This is a genomic window from Pseudomonas silesiensis (assembly GCF_001661075.1).
In the GTDB taxonomy this organism is placed as follows: Bacteria; Pseudomonadota; Gammaproteobacteria; order Pseudomonadales; family Pseudomonadaceae; genus Aquipseudomonas; species Aquipseudomonas silesiensis.
In genome coordinates this window covers 4,548,592-4,566,526 of the sequence record NZ_CP014870.1, presented here as the reverse complement: position 1 = coordinate 4,566,526, position 17,935 = coordinate 4,548,592, and the positions used below count along the sequence as shown (strand labels likewise).

Here is a 17,935-nt window from a genome sequence, read left to right as displayed (position 1 = left end):
GTTCCGCCCGACCATTGACCCTATTGCGTAAAAGGATTCATCCCATGGCCGTCTTGCCAGAACTTGAAGCATTTCTCGAACTCGCCGAATTCGGCCGCCTGACCGGCAAAAGCCGCGCCATGCACGAACAGTCGCCGCAACAGGCACGAATCGACTTCGAAGCCTCCTCGGGGTTTCTCGACGTGCCGCTGGACAGCGTTGCCTGCGAGGACTTCACCATTGCCGCACGGGACGGCCATAGCCTGTCGGCACGCCTGTATCGCGGCGGCAAATCGATCGATGGGCTACAGCCCGTAATGCTGTATTTCCACGGCGGTGGCTACGTGGTCGGCAGCCTCGATTCCCACGACGCACTGTGCCGACGCCTGGCGGCCCAAGGTGGTTTCGCCCTGTTGACGGTGGATTACCGCCTGGCACCGGAATGGCGTTTCCCGACCCCGGTGCAGGACGCCTGCGATGCCGGCAACTGGCTGGTCCGCGAGGGCTCAGCCCATGGCCTGGACGCATCGCGGGTGGCCGTAGCCGGTGACAGCGTCGGCGCGACCCTGGCCACGGTGTTGTCGATCATGGCCGTGCGCGAACCTGCAGAACCACTGTTGAAACCCAAGGCGCAAGTGCTGGTGTATCCAGTGACAGATGCCACCACCAAGCGCGCCTCACACCGCGACTTCGCCGAAGGCTACCTGCTGGAGACACCGACGCTGGACTGGTTCTACGCCCATTACGCCCGCACGCCGCAGGACCTGGCGGACTGGCGCTGCTCGCCGTTGCTGGCTGACGATCTGTCAGGCGTTGCGCCGGCACTGGTCTACCTGGCCGGGCATGACCCGTTGCATGACGAAGGGCTGGCGTATGCCGAGCTTCTGCGTGTTGCCGGTAATGAGGTGACGCTGCTGGAACAGCCGGGCATGACCCATGACTTCATGCGCATGGGTGGGCTGCTGAGTGAAGTGGAAGGGATACATGCGCAAGTGGCTGGGTGGGTGCGGGCGCGACTTTGAGTTGAAATGACAATGCCCGCCATTCCTGATTAAAGAATGGCGGTTGATTATCTCTGATCAAGATCAGCTAATATTTTATTAGGATAATTAAATTAGTCTTGCGTAAAAAAACTGTCGTAACCCGCTCGTCGTATTTCCGAATCTTCATTGAGGCATTTGATGGATTCAAGAATTTTCTCATTATTTCTGACTATGATTTTGCTAAAACCCTCGAAGCCCTCTCCCATCACTGGAGCATCTCGTTCATGAATAATGTACAGAAGTCCATTATTTGAAAATTTAATTTTAACATCGATTCCACCCGGCAGTGGCTCAGTCTCCATAATGAAATTTCGATCAGGGGGCAGGAGCTTTTCTGGAAAAACAAACTCGATCATTTTTTTATCTATGTCAAAAACTCTGTACTGAGCAAAGCCTGTTAAATTGCTAAGGTTCTTAGATGCACAAATTCCTGCAGTTTTATATTCTGCCTTGCAGAGAAGGATGACTTGTTCATCTGATGAACATAGATCATTGTCCTCGGTAGTAACTATCTCCTCTGCAATAATGGCCGTAGAGGCACAAAAAATGAAAAATATTAAGAGTTTTCTCACGAGATTATATATCCATAATTAATTTTATATTATTCAAAATTTCCTTTCGCTCATGCAAGCCATTTTGTCCACCATTAATTATCTGCGTTGTTTTTTCTATATCATCTTCATCTGCAGCCAAATTAAAGTTAGTCATCGCACAGTAAACGAATGCTGACTCTACCCCATATTGCAGTTCATCAATGATGAGGTCAGGGTTCACTACAAAATCTTTTAGATCGCTTGGATTTGCGGTGTTGTGAATCCTAGTGTAGCGCTCGTAGTTAAAGCGACCAGTAAGTTGAATAATTCCTCTGCCCCGATAATTATATCCATCTTGCGTTTCTTCCCCTCTGTTCCCCATTCTGTCGGCATATACATAACTGAGTAATTTTATCGCGTTGTTGGCGTAGAGATGTTCATGGCTCCAGAGCTTGCTTCGAAGCCGACCCAGATCGCAGTCATCCTCTCCTGTGTTGTAATTTTTTTGACCTCCTTTGCATCCAAATATCTCGCGCATTCTCCTAGGGCTGTAATTACCGTTTTCGCTTTTTACTTTGAATTGGCTTTCGTGACCAACTTGCGCAAGAAAATGTACAATGCGCAACGGTGTATCGATTTTATACGTAGGGGCATACATATTTAGATAAGGCAAAATTTCTTGATGATAATTGGAGGTTCCTTGCGGATCTGCAGCTTTCAACATCTCCATGGTGATTAGCTCTTGCGTTTCCGAAAACAAGCCTGCCAACCCAATCGGATGAAAGTGGTATGGCCTCCCCCAAGACGGCAACCCCACCTTATCCGCAACTTCCCCCCACCAACTAATTTCTTTTATCCGCTGTTTCTCCGCCAACCAATTCAAGTGCGGCGTCGAGCCGCTATGGCCGAGCAATTCATCCAGCGCATCCCATTTCTTCGGCTGGTGAAACCATTCGCTTTCCTTGCGCAGGATCAATTGCGAGATCGCTTGCGCGTGGGCCGGTAGGCGCAGGGCTGCTTGCAATTCTTCGGCGGTCATCTTTCCGTCGCGATTACGGTCGATGATGTCGTACAGCCGGCTCTTCATCGGCCCGTGATTGTCTTTTTCAGCCAGAGGGCGAAATTGCTCGCGTTGCGCATCGCTGAAGCGGTTGACAGCGCTAAAAAACGACGCCATAGCGTGCTTCGGCATGCTGAAATCGAAAATGACGTCGTAACCTTCCCAGGACCATGAACTGAACCAAGGCGTGACGCCGACTTCTTCGCACACCCAGCCTGTGAGGAGGTTGTTGTTCGCGTCATGCAGTAGTCCATCGAGGCGATACCAGTTGCGAGCTTTGTGCACACTTGTCGCGGCAACGATAATTTTCTCCTCTGCCCGCAGACCATCCAGCACCCTTTTGGGGAGCAGCAGGTCGGCGGCACTGAGTGGACTGTCTGCACTCATCGCCTTCAGTTGTGCGGCCGTGACATTGTCTTCATGAGCCACGACGGCGGTGCCTTTGGCCAGTTTCAGCCAGGTTTTATCTCTGTCCGGCAGGCGCTTAGCCCATTCGCGGCTGGCCTCGATGAACATATCGATGTCATCGCCACTGAACACTTCCAGGTGGAGCTTGTGTTCCGGCTGGTCCGCGCCGCTGTCCTGATATTTACCGAGGTGACCGATCAGATCCCCTGCCTTGATGGGAACGGGCTGGTCGAGCACCACTATACGATCTGCTGCCAAAGGTTCCTGTTCGCCTTCCAGCCAGTTGAAATGCACGTACTGGTTGATGCGCTCCAGCTTGCGGAAATCGCCCTCTCCGCTGACAGTGACGATCGTTCCAGTCGGCAGCTCTGCAATCACCTTGCAAGGAATGATGGGTTCAGCTCGAACATTGACCAATGCTTTCGACGACGTGATGCGGTACTCGTTGCCAGCAATCGGTTGCAGGATGCTGGCGGCGATGTAGCCCGCTAGCGAGCCATCGGCCTTGATCAGCTCGGTGGGGCCAAGACGGTTTTCCAGCTTGCGGTAGAGCCCGGTACCACTGACGGTCACTTTTGCTCCGCGTGGCAGCAGGTCAATTACCTTGCCCTGCTTCCTATCCATGTGACGCACGTTCAGGCCAGGCCGATCCAGCCGGCCGGAGCGGAAGTCGTTCGCTGTCTGCTTGACGCGCAGGGTAGGGCTCTGCGGCCAGAACGTTGGACGCGCGATGGCAGAGTTCTTCTGATACACCGCCCAATCTTCCAAGTGCATGTACAAGCTGTAGAAGGTCAGGCAGGGCGGTGTGTCCGTGCTGCCTTCGATCTTCGGTGGTTGTAACCGATGGCGCACCAACACGAAGTTGCGCGAAAAGGGTTTGCCGACGGTAATGGTGTTGACGAAGTAGCGCGTGGTCGGCGCCTGCGTGTCGACACGGTAGGCCACCACTTCACCGTCAGCCAGACAGTGCACGGATTTATCCGGGGGGATGCCGGTACCGCTGTCGAAATGCACGCCGCCGTGAAACAGCCCGCTGCGGCCGATCGGGTAGTAACCCGCGGCGGCTTTGGCCATGTGAGTCAACTGTGCCAACGGATTGCCCGTGTCCTTAAGCGGATGACTCCAATTCTTCAGCGGCTGCAATACGTCGACGCTGAATTCCGAGGCCGTAGATGTCTGGACTGGCCGGGTATCGGGCGTCGGCAAGACTGGGACGCTTGGCCCATCAAATCGCGCGTCCCTGCGGTTGTCGTGAAATCCAAAAAGTCGGGAAAGCAAGCTGGCCATGTTGAGTGTCGCTCCTTGTTCTGCGTAAAGAGTCCGGCAGAGAAATCCGTCAGTCCCAAGGACTTCTGGATGGCGTATGGGGAGGCTTTATGTCCGCCCTCGATTCAAACGCTCGACAGCTTTCTAGAAGCTGATAACGATTGAAATAGGATGCGTCCGAAATGCGCGTAGGACGCTTCCGGGCGTTGGGCTGTCAGATCTGTAGGAGTTTTTTTAGGTGTGGTTGAAGGCATTGCGCCGAGGGTTGTTCGATCTCTATCCGGAGCTTTTTGCATGTGATTTTTTGCGTGTTTAAAAGCCAACCAGGTTCGTTCCCGAAAGCTACACAGCCTTGCGCCGTTGCCTACAGTTACGCCAGAATCCGCCGGCTTGTGCGACTTGGGGGCGCTCGGTAACTTGATACCCGTCACTGATCATCAGTGATCGGGTTTAGTAGCCCGTCGTAGTTAAGTCGTACAAGCTAATCAGTCAGGGTCTCAATCCTGCACTTGATGGTGGCTGTGCGCAGGGCACTCTCGGGTGCGCCGATTTCTTAGCTCGTCGGTCTACTAACCTGCGTACAGCTGCCTCCATTTCGTTTAGTAGCGAACTGGTCGCAGCCTCACTCAAGAGAGCTAAGCCATGTTCAAGATCACACCGAATCCGCCGGATCCCGATCCGACATCCTCCTCAGAAAATGCCGACTCAAACATTCACCACGAACCCGCGGACCGCGTTCCCTCAGCTGCCGACATCAACGCCACCCCACGCAAACTCTGCACCATGTTCACCGTCAATCCCGAGCTCGATACCGAGACGCTGCTGGCCCATGCCTGCGAGTCGCTGGCGTCGGCCAATGTCATGGCCATGGACCTGGCGGATCATATGGAGGGGCCGGGTCGTAATTCACTGCTGGGGATTGCGCAGGTCATCATGCTGGGGGAGTTGGCGGTGAATCGGGCGCTGGATCGACTCGACCCGCCTTAGTAGTCACTGCCCCTTCGCCGGATGTCTGGTGCCAGGACTTGTAGCAGGGCGGCTATCGCCTTCGCGAGCAAGCCCGCTCCCACAGTTGCTCGATGTGAACATTGAATTCTGTGTTCACTGAAGATTCCCTGTGGGAGCGGGCTTGCTCGCGAAGACCGCATCACAATCAGCGAAATTCTCAAGCCAAAAAAAATGCCCGCATCTCACGACACGGGCATTTTTCAGTTCAGCTCAGCGCTCAGAAATCATACTTTGCGGTGACTTGCATGTTGCGCGGCTCGCCGTAGAAGGTGGTGCCGAAGTTGCCAAGGCCGGTCAGGTAGCGCTTGTCGAAGACGTTGTTGGCGTTCACGGTGAAGCTCAGGTGATCGTCGTATTCATACCGGGTCATCAGGTCGACGAGGGTGTAGCCACCTTGCTTGAGCGAGGTGCTGCCATCGGTAGGGCTAAAGCTCTGGCCGTAAAACGCGCTTTGCCAGCTGACACCGCCACCGACGGTGACCTGGTCCAGCGCGCCGGGCAAACGGTAGGTGGTGAAGGTGCGGACCACGTGTTCCGGTTTGCTGGTGGCCAGAGGGAAACCGTAGATGCGTTGGTGATCCTCGTCGCGGGTACGGGCATAGGTGTAGCCAGCCGATACGTTCCAGTCCTGGGCCAGTTCACCGGCCAGTTCCAGTTCAACGCCGTTGGTGGTGGCACCGTCGACGGCTTGGAAAATGCCGTCACCGGTGATCTCATTGGTGCCGATCGACTCAGCGACGTTGTCCTGCTCGATGCGGAAGAAGGCCAGGCTGGCGTTGAGTTTGCCTTCGAAGTAGGCCGCTTTCAGACCGGTTTCGTAGGCGTCACCTTCAACCGGATCCAGGGTCTTGCCATTGATGTCTTTGTTGATTTGTGGCTGGTAAATGCTGGTGTAGCTGGCGTAGACCGAGTAGGTATCGTTCAGGTCATAGACCACACCGGCGTAAGGCGTGACGACCCCGTGTTCCTTGTAGCTGGCGTGGGTGTCGGCCAGGCCGGCGCCCGGGTAGTAGGTGTAATCCTCGTTGTACTTGTAGGTGCTTACACGGCCGCCGAGGATGAACGACAGGTCGTCGGTCGGACGCAGGCGCGTGGCCAGGTAAGCGCCGTTCTGGCTCTGGGTGCGCTCGTACTTGCCGATTTTCGGGAAGTCCGGCTTCGCGATATGGCCTGCCCAGTCAAAGATGTTGCCCGGTACCAGTCCATCGGAATCGGTGGGAGAGCCAAAGTTTGCGCCAGTCTGAGTGGAGTGGGCCGCCATGAAGCCAGCCACCAGTTCATGCTCGCGACCGCCCAGGCTAAAAGGGCCGGAGACGTTCACGTCACCGGTGTACTGCACGCGATGGCCTTCCCAGTGCCCCTGGTAAAAGAACATGCCTTCGCCGGTGTCGCGGTCCGGGAAACCACCGCTGGCCGAGGCCAGTTGAGTATCGTGATCGGTAGTTTTCTGGTCGAGGCTGACCTTGAGTTTCCAGTCGTTGGCAAGCGCTTGTTCCAGGTTTGCGAAGTAAGTGGTGCTGTCGAAATCACGACGGCTCCAGTCGGCGCCCGGGTTGAAGCCGCGGGAGAAGTTGGTTTTGCCGCCGTCGGCGTAGTAAACCGTGTTACCGGTCCAGGAACTGCCGCGCGGGGTGGCGCTGGACTTGTCGATGCCCAGGGTCAGCAGGGTGTCGTCGGTCAGGTCGGCTTCGAGAACTCCGTAGTACAGGTCTCTCTTCTGGCTGTAGTGGTCGATGTACGAATCTTTGTCCTGCATGGCGCCGACAAAGCGGCCGCGCACGTTGCCTGAGTCGGTCAGCGAGCCAGAGATATCGCCTTCGGTGCGGTAGCTGTCCCAGTAACCCGCGGTGGCGCTGACCGAAGCCTTGAACTCCTTGGTCGGCTTTTTACGCACAAGGTTGACGGTGGCGGACGGATCGCCGGCACCGGTCATCAGGCCGGTTGCGCCTTTGATGACTTCGACCCGGTCCAGGTTGGCAGCGTCGTCGGTGTTGTTCGGGTTTTCACCGTACACGCCGTCGTAGGGGATGTTGACGCCATCGTACTGAAAGTTGGTGATGGCAAAGCCCCGTGCGGAAAACTCGGTACGGTCGCTGTCGTACTTCTGGGACGTGATACCGGGGGTATTCTTCAGCGCATCGCCCACGCTCTGTACGCCGCGGTCATCCATCTGCTGACGGGTCACTACGGTCACCGATTGCGGCGTTTCACGCAGGGTCAATGGCAGCTTGGTGGCAGTGGTGGTTGCACCGGTGGTGTAGGAACCTGTGTCCTCAGTGTTCAGGCCCAGGGCCTGGCCGGAAATGGTGGTCGCGCCCAGTTGCAGGCTCGAGCCGCCGCCGGACACCAGGGTCACGGTGTTGCCGTTGATCTGGAACGAAATGCCGGTGCCTTGCAGCAGGGCCTTCAGTGCATCAGAGGGTTCCAGCGAACCCGACACCGCGCGGGACTTGATCCCAGTGACCTGGTCCGGGCTGTAGAGGATCTGCAGGTTGGTCTGCATGCCCAGTTCAGTCAGCGCGCTGGACAGCGGCTGGACCGGGATACTTACTTTTACAGGTGCCGCATTGGCCATCGAGCTCCCCAGCAAGGTGGCGGTCAGCAGTACGCTGGTGAACAGGGTGCGATGCAGAGTCGGACGCTGTACGGCCAGCGCGAGAGGTGTGCGGCGGGTTTGAGGTCGCATTACTTACCTGAGCTCCTGAAAAAGTGTTGTGCAGAGTTTTTGTTAATAGGAATGATTATTAGACGCAGCACGAAGGGGAAACCGGAAAGAAACGGGAAAATAAATTATTTTCGGCTTTTCGGCTTTTCGGTAGGAGCCAGGCTTGCCGGCGAAGGCGTCCTCAAGAGCGCTTTCGCCGGCAAGCCTGGCTCCTACGGGGGAGGCGTTTTCAAGAGCGCTTTCGCCGGCAAGCCTGGCTCCTACGGGGGAGGCGTTTTCAAAAGCGCTTTCGCCGGCAAGCCTGGCTCCTACGGGGGAGGCGTTTTCAAAAGCGCTTTCGCCGGCAAGCCTGGCTCCTACGGGGGAGGCGTTTTCAAGAGCGCTTTCGCCGGCAAGCCTGGCTCCTACGGGGGAGGCGTTTTCAAAAGCGCTTTCGCCGGCAAGCCTGGCTCCTGCGGGGGAGGCGTTTTCAAGAGCGCTTTCGCCGGCAAGCCTGGCTCCTACGGGGGAGGCGTTTTCAGGAGCGCTTTCGCCGGCAAGCCTGGCTCCTGCGGGGGAGGCGTTTTCAAAAGCGCTTTCGCCGGCAAGCCTGGCTCCTGCGGGGGAGGCGTTTTCAAGAGTGCTTTCGCCGGCAAGCCTGGCTCCTACGGGGGAGGCGTTTTCAAGAGTGCTTTCGCCGGCAAGCCTGGCTCCTGCGGGGGAGGCGTTTTCAAGAGCGCTTTCGCCGGCAAGCCTGGCTCCTACCGGGGCGGGCGGGGTATCAGGCAGGGGTCATTTCGGTGATGACCTTGCCGCTTTCCATACGCACCAACTGATCCGCCACATCGAAATACCGGTCATCGTGGGAGATCACGATGATGGTCTTGCCCAGGCGCTTGAGGTCTGGCAGCAGCTCGGTGTAGAAGATCCGGCGGAAGGTCGGGTCCTGGTCGGCCGCCCATTCATCGAACACTAGCACCGGGCGTTCCTCGAGCCAGGCATTGACCAGGGCCAGGCGCTTGCGCTGGCCGGTGGAGAGGTCGGTGGTGGTGAAATTGCCGTCCTTGACGCTGACCTTGTGCGCGATCTCCAGGCGTTGCAGGTATTTGTTGGCGTCTTCGGGGATATGCGTATCGCCCTGGACCACGTCATCGAACAGGTAGTAGTCGGCGAAAATGGTGGTGAACAACTGGCGATAGTCGTCGCGGTTCTGTGCGTCGATGCCCACGCCGTTGACGCGGATTTCACCCTGCTGCGGCGTGTATAGACCCAGCAGCAACTTGATCAGCGTGGTCTTGCCGCAACCGTTCTCGCCGACGATGAAGGTAATGTCGCCTTGCTTGATGGTCAGGTTGACCGGCCCCAACTGGAATGGCGCGGCCCCTTCGGCAGCCGGGAACGCGAAACGCACATCGGCCAGTTTCAGTTCGTGTACCACTGGCTGGACGTGGCCCTGATCGCTGAGCAGCAGGTGCGGTTCTGGGGTGGAGAATTGCTCGGACAACTCGGCGATCCGGCGGAAGGCGATCTGCGCCCGGCTGACGATCGGCAAGGTGCTGATCAGGTGCTCCAGCGGGCCTTTCATGTACAGCAGCACCAGCACGAAGCCGCTCATCACGGTTTTGTCGGCGCTCGGCCAGTAGGTTTGCAGCGCCAGGGCCAGGCCGATCACCACGAAGAACAGCATCGAGCCGAAGGTCTTGGCAATGACGAAGGTGTTGATCGAACGCACCTGGGTGTTGCAGATGAACTCGGCGGTGGCCTTGATGCCCGAGACGTACATGCGCTGGCGGCGAGGGCGGTGGATGCGCAGTTCCTTGGCGCCTTCGGCAATTGCGTTGTAGTGCTTTTGCAATTCGTCTTCGGCGTCGCGGGCGGCCATGAAACCTTGCACACCCTTGCTCTGGGCATAGGCCTGGATCGCCGTGCCGATCAGAATCGCGGCGACCATGATCAGGAACATCGGCCACGACAGGATCGCCAGGTAGCCCATGCAACCCAGGGTCACCGTGAGAGAAATTGCCAGCGGCGCGAAGGCGAAGGCGAAGTCGCTGATGGTGTCGACGTCGTGGGTCAGCACCGGGATCAGGCGGTGGCTGCGATAGCGCTCGATCTGTTCGATCGGCGCTGACAGGACTTTTTCACCGAGCTGTTTACGCAGCTTGGCGATGATGTGCTGGCCGACATAGTTGGTGCCGATGTCCGAGCAGATCGAGCTGGCCAGCGCCAGCAGGCACAGGCCGGCGAACAGCGCGACGACGCCTTGGGTCAGGCCGGTTTCCGAGTGCAGGGCGTTGTTGATGGTCGCCAGCAATACCGTGACGCTCAAGCCGCCGACCATGCCCAGGAAAATGGAGGCGGCGACGATGAGCCGAAAGGGTTTCAACAGGGCGAACAATTCGCCGATGGCGCCACGGGTTGGCTGGGTCATGGAAGACGGTTCCTTGGGTCGTAAAGGCAGATACCCAGTAGAACGTCTGGTGGGAGGGTTAATTTACAAGGGCGCCGACTGGTGGTGAGGTAACTGACACTACGCGCTGCCTGTAGGAGCCAGCGGTGCGGCGATCCGACTTGCCGGCGAAGGCGTCCTAGCGATCGCCTTCGCCGGCAAGTCGGATCGCCGCACCGCTGGCTCCTACAGGGGATCGCGTGTGGGGTTAAAGATCGCGCACGATGCGAAAGCCCATCCAGTCGCCGCGCTCTTGCGGGTACTGGCTGTTGCGGTTGCCGGAGCGCGAGAACACCGGGGCCTCACCCCAGTCGTTGCCGCGTATGCGCACGGCTTCGCACTTGGCCTCGACCCAGGCGCTGCCGTCGGTGGGGGCGCCGACGTAGTCCGGGTGTTCGCAGTCTTCGACCCACTCGTACACATTGCCGTGCATGTCGTACATGCCGAAGGCGTTGGGCGGGTAGCTGCCCACCGGCGAGCTGTAGCTGAAGCCGTCCGCCGGGCCGTAGGTGTTGGCGTGCCTGGCGATGCTGTATTCCTTGCCTTCATCGAACGGGAAGGGGAACGGGCCCTTGGTGCCGCCGCGTGCCGCATATTCCCGTTGCGCTTCGCTGACCATGCGGTACTTCTGTCTGGTCTTTTTCGACAGCCAGGCGACGTAGTTTTTCACGTCGTCGAAGTTCATGCATACCGCCGGCTGGCGCGGGCTTTGCGGATAACGTGGCTTGCTGGCGACGCATTCGCGACCGGGGCGGGGGTCGCCGTTGGCGATGGTTACCCCACTTTCGCGCACGTAGCTGTCCCATTCACCGGCGGTGACCTGGAAACGGCTCATGGCGAACGGCTTGGCAAAGGTCACTTCGTGCATCGGACCTTCATCGGGTTCGCGCCCGACTTCATCGGCCGGCGTGCCCATGGTGAAGGTGCCGGCGGGCAGTACCACCATTTCCGGGCAATCGCGGCAGTCCTTGAATACTTTGCCGGGTTGCGGGGCGGCAGCGGCTTGGGCGTTGGCTGGCAGCAGACCGGCCATGAGGGCGGTGAGGGCGAGGGCCTTGAGCGGGCGGGGCAACAGATCACTGTTCATGCGTCATCTCGATAAAAGAAAAGCGGGGTGAAAATCGGACCTGTAGGAGCGAGGCTTGCCCGCGAAGGCGATCTCAAGGGCGCCTTCGCCGGCAAGTCGGATCGCCGCACCGCTGGCTCCTACGAAAAGCGGTCGGCGTCACATGGGACCTGTAGGAGCGAGCGGTCTGCGTCATGCAGTCTTGTTCAGTAATGCCATGAACCGGTCGATGTCGTTTTCAGTGTTGAGCAGGCCGGGTGCAATGCGGATCACCGGTCCGACGTCGCGCTCGACCGAGTCGCAGACCACACGGTTCTGCATCAACTGCAGCGCGACTTTTTCGCAGTCCCGATCCTTGACCCGGAAGAAGGTGAAACCAGCGGACATTGCCGGACTTTTCGGGGTGACCAATTCGATCCGCGACTGCTCCAGCAGGCGATTTTTCGCATAAGTGTTGAGCGCATGGATACGAGCCTGGACCTCGGCCTTGCCCAGCTCCAGGTGCAGCTTGAAGGCCTCGTCCAGCGCCCAGCGATGTTCAAAGCTGTGGTACCCGCCGGGGGTCATGATGGTCGAAAAGGTGGTGGCCTCGGAGAAGGTCGGGATGGTCGGCGTCACGTCCTTGAGCTCGGCCGAACGGGCGCAGATGATCCCGGTGCCGCGCGGGCCGAACATCCATTTGTGGGTGCCGGCAATGAAGAAGTCGCAGTGCATGTCGGGGAAGTCGAGGTTCTCGACACCGAAGCCGTGCACACCGTCGACCACATACAGGATGCGGGCCTTCTCGGCGCGATTGCGGTTCTGCTCTGCCACCAGTTTGCCGATCTCGTCGATCGGCAGCTTCACGCCGCTGCCCGATTGCACCCAGGTCATGCCCAGTACGCGGGTTTCGGGGCGAATCCCTTTGGCAATTGTGCCGACAACTTCATCCACCGAAACACTGTGGCTGTGCTCGAACAGCTTGAGCTTGCGCACCTTGACCCCATCCTTTTGCTGGCGGTAAGCCAGGGCATAGTTGGTGGCGTAGTGTTCGTGTTCGCTGGTGAGGATTTCCTGGTCGGGGCGCACATGAATGCCGCCGTAGATCAGCGACAGGCCTTCGGTGGTGCTGCCGGTGAGGGCGATCTGTTCCGGTGCGGCCTTGAGATAACGCCCGGCCCAGACCCGCACCTGGTGCTCGCGTTTTTCGGTTTCGCCCAGGTCCCAATCCATGGCCAGGCCGGGGTTGCGGTCGAGGTTGGCGCGGTGTAGTTCGATCGCCTCCCGCACGGGTCTTGGGTGTGAGGTCACCAGGAAGTTGGCGAAATGCAGGTAGTTCGGGTCCTGATTGAACAGCTGGCGCAACTGCGCCCATTTGTCGGTGGCCAGCGGTGCCGGGCCGGCGGCCAGCGCCGGCAAATTCACGGCGGCGCCCAGGGGCAGGGCCGCCGCGAGAATGCCGGCCTGCTTGAGGAATGAACGACGATTGGTCATGAGCTCGGTTCGCTTTTGCAAAAGAGGGATCAGTGTTTGGCCACGGGCCTGGAGGACTGCTGCACCTGGTCCCAGACCCGCAGGAAATTGCCGCCCCAGAGCTTGGCGATATCGGCTTCGCTGTAGCCACGGCTGAGCAGCTCGGCCGTCACGTTGCGCCCCTCGCTGACGTCCTTCCAGCCATCGAGGCCGCCACCGTCGTTGAAGTCGGAACTGATGCCGACATGGTCGATGCCGATTTTCTTCACCGCATAATCAATGGCGTCGCCGTAGTCCTTCAGCGTGGCCTTGGGTTCTTCGTCGACAATTGCGTAGAGCTCGCTGGCGTACTCGCCGAAGCGTTGTTCGGACCAGACGGTGATCACCGGATCGCCCGGCATCAGCGCCATCTCCAGCCCTTGCAGCGGTTGCAGGTCGAAGCGGGCGCGCAGGGCGTTGAGCTTGTCCTGGGTGGCCTGGCTCAATGGGCGGATGTAGGTCGGGAAGCCGACAATCTGCACCACGCCGCCGCTGTTCTTGATCAGCTGCATTTCCTGGTCGCTGAGGTTGCGCGGGATATCCACCAGGGCCCGTGGCGCCGAGTGGGACGCGACCATCGGGGTGCGGCTCAATTGGGCGACCTGCTCCAGGGCCTTGGTCGACATCTGCGACACATCGATGATCACGCCAAGGTCGTTGAGGCGGTGTACGGCTTGTTTGCCGATGTCCGACAGGCCGCCGAGGGCGTCCCGGGAATCGTTGAAGAACGGCAGTGGTCGCGAGGAGTCGGCCCAGGCGTTGTTGCCGACATAGCTGAAGCCGAACATGCGCATGCCGCGCGCCGCCCACTTGTCCAGGGCGTTGAGGTCGTTGCCCAGGGGATAGGCATTGAGCATGCTCAGGAAGATCGCGAATTTGCCCTCGCCGTGCAGACGGCGGAAATCGTCGGGGGTGTAGGCGATGGCGACCTGGTTGGGGAAGTCGCGGACCATCGTGCTGATGATCTTGTAGCGGGTTTCCTGTTCGAAACGTGCTTCGTCGACAAATCCTTCGGTGGGGCGGTGGGGGGCGTTGTCGCCGTTCCAGATTTCCGGCCAGCCAAAGATGGTCAGGGCCGCGCCGGACAGGCGTCCGCGACCGCTCTTGACCAGGTCGAACTGGCCGCTGCCGTCTTTGTCGGCTTCGTTGCCGGCGGTGCCGAAATCCATGGGCACGGTGATGTGGCTGTCGAACGAGAGCATGCGCTCTTGCAGTTCATCGGCCTGTTTCATCACCTTGGCCGGGTAACCGGGGTTGTCCTTGAACCAGTAATCCCAGGCCGCATAGCCTGCATTGGCGCAGATCGCCAGGGCCAGCGGCAGGCCGATGTAGAGCGCCTTTTTCGAACGTGGTTTGGTCATTGCCGTCTCTGTCAGGTTCGTTGGCCCGGTGCGTGTGTGTGGGGCCTTTGCTATCTGGGAGGAACGAGTGGCTGGCGAAAGAATTTAGTTGTTCGTACCGGCCTTATCGCGGGCAAGCCCGCTCCCACAGGGGCCAGTAATGTTCAAGAAATCTGTGGTCACATTGGGCACAGAGGCCGGGGTGTACACAAAATATGTATTCACAGCAGATCTCTGTGGGAGCGGGCTTGCCCGCGATGCTTTTAAATTTATGCGGGCAACAAACGTTCTAGCTTGGATAAAGCCTGCTTCATGGCTGACACAGGTAGGGCAATGAGGATTTCTCGACGATGGTTCATGGCAGGTCTGGCGCTCACCGGCGCCGCCGTGCCTGCGGCTTTTTATGGGCATCGTGAATGGACGAAACCGGATCCGACGATCACCCCCGGCGAAGCGTCGTTCGATGTCGCGGATGTCGCCGGCCAGCACCTGGCAAACACCTTGCGCGGGGTCTGGCAGATTCGATTCGAGGGTCGTGACGCCGGCATCGAAGGCCTGCCCCGGGACGGGCTGGAAGTGTTCCTCGACGTCGGTCATAAAGGACGCGGCTTGATCGGTTTCCTCGACACCGCCGAGCGCCTGCGCGCGAGCGAAGAACCGCGCTACCGGGTGCTCGGCGACCTGGCCGAGGCCAAGCCCGCCCAATTGAGCTGGCGGCTGGTCAGTGCCAACGCGGCCAACGGCACGCCGGATTACGAATTCAGCATGGCGCTGGACGAAGTCTGGGCCAGTTTCGGCAACGCCGGCAGCGGCACCCTCAGTGGTCGGGTGTTGAACCTGGATCGGCCGTTGATGATGACCGCCCAGGACAACCGCTTCATCGCGGTCAAGCGCGTGTTCCCCGAAGCCCGCGAGCGCACCGGCCTCAACCCGGCGCTGCTGGCCTGGCTGGTGTCCCCGGAGCATCGTCTGTTTCACCAGCTCTGGCACGCCTCCCGGGACAAATGGCACACCTTGCCCGAAGACAAGCGTGACGCCTTGCGCGGCATCGGCTGGCAGCCCGGCCCCCGTGACAAAGAGCGTGACGCCCGTGGTGCGCGCAAGGACCGCAACGGCTCGGGTGTGGATTTTTTCTTCATGCACCGGCACATGCTGGGCACGGCGCGCTCCCTGCAGGACTTGCCGTCATGGCCGCATTTCCCGTTGCCGCAGCCGGAGCTGGCGCGGGATCGCATCGGCTTCGCCAACTATTGCGACAACCACGACGGCACCGCGCTGCCGCCGACCTGGCGGGCGGACGACGATGCCGAGTATTCGCAATGGGTCGCCGACATCAAGACCGCCGAGACCTACCACAGCAATTTCCAGGTCTGGGAGTCGCGCTACCGCGATCCGCGCTATTTGTCGACGCTGACCCTGGGTCAGTTCGGGTCAGAGGTGGAACTGGGGCTGCACGACTGGCTGCACATGCGCTGGGCCTCGGTGCCCCGTGATCCGTCCAACGGTCAGCCGGTGCCGTTTGCCCGAGATCCATCGGACTTTTCCGTGCGCTGGTTCGCGCCGGAAAACGACTTCCTGGGGGATCCGTTTTCGTCCCACGTGAGCCCGGTGTTCTGGCATTTCCACGGCTGGATCGACGATCGCCTGGAAGACTGGTTCCGCGCCCATGAGCGCTTTCATCCGGGGCAGGTCAGTCGGCTGGAGGTCAATGGCGTGGCGTGGTTTGCGCCGGGTCGCTGGGTCGAAATCGACGACCCGTGGCTGGGCCCGGGCACCCACGGCTGCAACACCACGCCGGGGCTGCAGGCGGGCAAGTCGGTGGAAATGGACCCGGAAACCATGAAGCTGGCGTTGCGCATTACCTTTGGCGAGGATGAGAAGAAGCTGGCGGACCTGTTCCGCAAGGTGCCGCAGCGACCTTGGTATGCGCGGCATTTGAAGGCCAAGCCGATTATCAGTTAAAAGCAGGATTACCGCGTTATCGTTCAATCGCGAGCAAGCTCGCTCCCACAGGTTTTGGGTGTGCCGCAGGATTGGGGCATGACACATCACCTTTTGGGCGCGGCGGTGCGACGATTCGACTTGCTCGCGAAGGCGGTCTTGCAGGCGACATTGATGTTGGATGTGCCGGCCCCTTCGCGAGCAAGCCCGCTCCCACATGATCTCGGCGGTACACAAATATTGTGTTCACTGAAAATCCCTGTGGGAGCGGGCTTGCCCGCGATGGCGGCTGATCAGCCCCCGCAAATTTATAACGCCTGCCACCCACCCCCAAGCGCCTTGTACAAAGCAATACTCGCCTGCAACCGCGACAACCGCAGCTGCACATTCAAATCCTGCGCCGCATACAAGGTGCGCTGGGTCTCCAGCACCGTCAGCAAGTCCTCGGCCCCGGCCTCGTAGCGGCTCTGGGCGATGTTGAACGCCGTCTGCGCCTGATTCAGCTCTTCCCCTTGCCACTGCCGCTGTTCATCCAGCCCGCGAATGCTGTTCAGGGCTTTTTCCACGTCGGCGAAACCATTGATGATCGCCCCGCGGTAATTCTCCAGCAGTTCTTCCTGGCGCGCCGTGGCCTTGTCGCGCTCGGCGCTCAGGCGGCCGTTGTTGAACACCGGGGCAAGCAATCCGGCCGTGAGGTTATAGAACGGATTGCGCAGGATGTCGGCGGCGCGGTCGGCGCCGGAGCCCAGTTCGGCGCTCAGGGTGACGGCCGGTAGCATGGCGGCGCGAGCAACCGTGACATCGGCTTGGGCGGCGGCCAGTTGCGCTTCGGCCCGGGCGATGTCCGGGCGGCGGGTGAGCAGCTCGCTGGGCACCCCGGCCGCGATGGTCGGCCATGACAGCTGATCGAAGCGTTCTGCCCCCAGGCGCAGTTGTTGAACCGGCCGGCCGAGCAGGGCGGCGAGGCTGATCAAGGCGTCCTGGGCCTGCTGCTGCACCAGCGGCAATTGCCGTTGTTGCGCCGCCACCAGACTCTTCTGCTGGGCCAGTTCCAGGGCCGTCGCCGAGCCGGAATCGAACCGGGTCTGCACCAGGTTCAGGACGTTTTGCGCGTTGGCCAGATTCAACCCGGCAATGCGGCTTTGCTCGCGCAATGACAAGGCTTGCGCGTAACTGTTGGCGACGCCGCTGAGCAGTGTCAACTCCACCGTCGCCTGGTCGAATTCGCTGGCTTGCAAACCAAACTGCGCACTGTCGCGGGAGGCGCGTTGGCCGCCCCAGAAATCGATCTCGTAGGTGGCGCTGAGGTTAGCGTCGAAGTAGTCCACCGCCTTGTTGCTGCTGTCGGCATCGAGCTGGCTGTAGCCATTGCCGCGCAGCAGTTTTTGCCGATTGGCGTTCAGCCCGGCCTTGACCTCCGGCAACAGCGAGCCACCGGCAATCACCGTGTCGGCCTGGGCCTGGCGTACCCGGGCGATAGCGGCAGCCAGGTCGTAGCTACCGTCCCGGGCTTGTTCGATCAGGCGATCGAGCTCGGGGCTGCCGAACTGCGTCCACCATTGCAGGTGGCTGCGGGTGGCGTTCTGCGTGTGCGGCGATTGCCAGGACGACGGCGGCTGGATGCCGCTGTCCGGACGCTGGGCAGTGCTGCCACAGGCGCCGAGCAACAGGCAAAGGGTCAGCAAACTCAAGTGCGGCTTCATCAAG

General features: G+C 59.8%; 12 protein-coding genes. 4 read left to right on the top strand and 8 right to left on the bottom strand.

The annotated features are described in order from the left end of the window. Positions 1-44: 44 nt before the first annotated feature. A complete protein-coding gene (locus tag PMA3_RS20185) occupies positions 45-1,001 on the top strand; it encodes an alpha/beta hydrolase (protein ID WP_064678837.1) in 957 nt (318 codons plus the stop codon). 92 nt (positions 1,002-1,093) lie between these two features. Here PMA3_RS20185 and PMA3_RS20180 read toward each other — a convergent pair whose 3' ends face one another. Together PMA3_RS20180 and PMA3_RS32005 are read right to left on the bottom strand one after the other, a co-directional pair. Beyond that, positions 1,094-1,594, bottom strand: a complete 501-nt coding sequence (locus tag PMA3_RS20180; RefSeq protein ID WP_064678836.1) for a hypothetical protein — start codon at positions 1,592-1,594, stop codon at positions 1,094-1,096. A gap of 4 nt (positions 1,595-1,598) precedes the next feature. After that, the gene (locus tag PMA3_RS32005) at positions 1,599-4,310 is read right to left on the bottom strand and encodes a glycoside hydrolase family 19 protein (protein WP_102136438.1); all 2,712 of its coding nucleotides are present in this window, start codon (positions 4,308-4,310) and stop codon (positions 1,599-1,601) included. 621 nt (positions 4,311-4,931) lie between these two features. Between PMA3_RS32005 and PMA3_RS20170 the strand changes: the two genes are divergently transcribed. Next, on the top strand, positions 4,932-5,276 hold the full coding sequence (locus PMA3_RS20170) for a DUF6124 family protein (protein ID WP_064678835.1): 345 nt from the start codon (positions 4,932-4,934) through the stop codon (positions 5,274-5,276). A gap of 238 nt (positions 5,277-5,514) precedes the next feature. On the opposite strand, the gene PMA3_RS20165 is transcribed toward PMA3_RS20170, so the two are convergent. Then, positions 5,515-7,983, bottom strand: coding sequence for a TonB-dependent siderophore receptor (locus PMA3_RS20165; protein WP_064678834.1), 2,469 nt, complete (start codon positions 7,981-7,983; stop codon positions 5,515-5,517). Here PMA3_RS20165 and PMA3_RS20160 point away from each other — a divergent pair. Then, positions 7,972-8,745, top strand: coding sequence for a hypothetical protein (locus PMA3_RS20160; RefSeq protein ID WP_152032274.1), 774 nt, complete (start codon positions 7,972-7,974; stop codon positions 8,743-8,745). The genes PMA3_RS20165 and PMA3_RS20160 overlap by 12 nt on opposite strands. Here PMA3_RS20160 and PMA3_RS20155 read toward each other — a convergent pair. The 4 genes from PMA3_RS20155 to pvdM all read right to left on the bottom strand — a co-directional run bounded on the left by PMA3_RS20155 (position 8,723) and on the right by pvdM (position 14,308). After that, positions 8,723-10,372, bottom strand: coding sequence for a cyclic peptide export ABC transporter (locus PMA3_RS20155; protein WP_064678832.1), 1,650 nt, complete (start codon positions 10,370-10,372; stop codon positions 8,723-8,725). The two genes, PMA3_RS20160 and PMA3_RS20155, sit on opposite strands and share 23 nt — an antisense overlap. 226 nt (positions 10,373-10,598) lie before the next feature. Continuing rightward, the gene (gene pvdO / locus PMA3_RS20150; RefSeq protein ID WP_064678831.1) at positions 10,599-11,477 is read right to left on the bottom strand and encodes a dihydropyoverdine dehydrogenase; all 879 of its coding nucleotides are present in this window, start codon (positions 11,475-11,477) and stop codon (positions 10,599-10,601) included. Between the two features lie 171 nt (positions 11,478-11,648). Next, the gene (gene pvdN, locus PMA3_RS20145; RefSeq protein WP_064678830.1) at positions 11,649-12,929 is read right to left on the bottom strand and encodes a pyoverdine-tailoring periplasmic protein PvdN; all 1,281 of its coding nucleotides are present in this window, start codon (positions 12,927-12,929) and stop codon (positions 11,649-11,651) included. Between the two features lie 29 nt (positions 12,930-12,958). Beyond that, positions 12,959-14,308 carry a pyoverdine-tailoring dipeptidase-like protein PvdM gene (gene pvdM / locus PMA3_RS20140; protein WP_064678829.1) on the bottom strand — a complete coding sequence of 450 codons (1,350 nt, stop codon included), beginning with the start codon at positions 14,306-14,308 and terminating at the stop codon, positions 12,959-12,961. Positions 14,309-14,620: 312 nt separating this feature from the next. Here pvdM and pvdP point away from each other — a divergent pair, with 312 nt between their 5' ends. Then, positions 14,621-16,249 (top strand): pyoverdine maturation tyrosinase PvdP, encoded by a 1,629-nt coding sequence (gene pvdP / locus PMA3_RS20135; protein ID WP_064678828.1) that lies wholly within the window; start codon positions 14,621-14,623, stop codon positions 16,247-16,249. A gap of 287 nt (positions 16,250-16,536) precedes the next feature. Here the strand turns inward: pvdP and PMA3_RS20130 are convergent, their stop codons facing one another. Next, positions 16,537-17,931 (bottom strand): efflux transporter outer membrane subunit, encoded by a 1,395-nt coding sequence (locus PMA3_RS20130; protein ID WP_064678827.1) that lies wholly within the window; start codon positions 17,929-17,931, stop codon positions 16,537-16,539. Positions 17,932-17,935 lie beyond the last annotated feature (4 nt).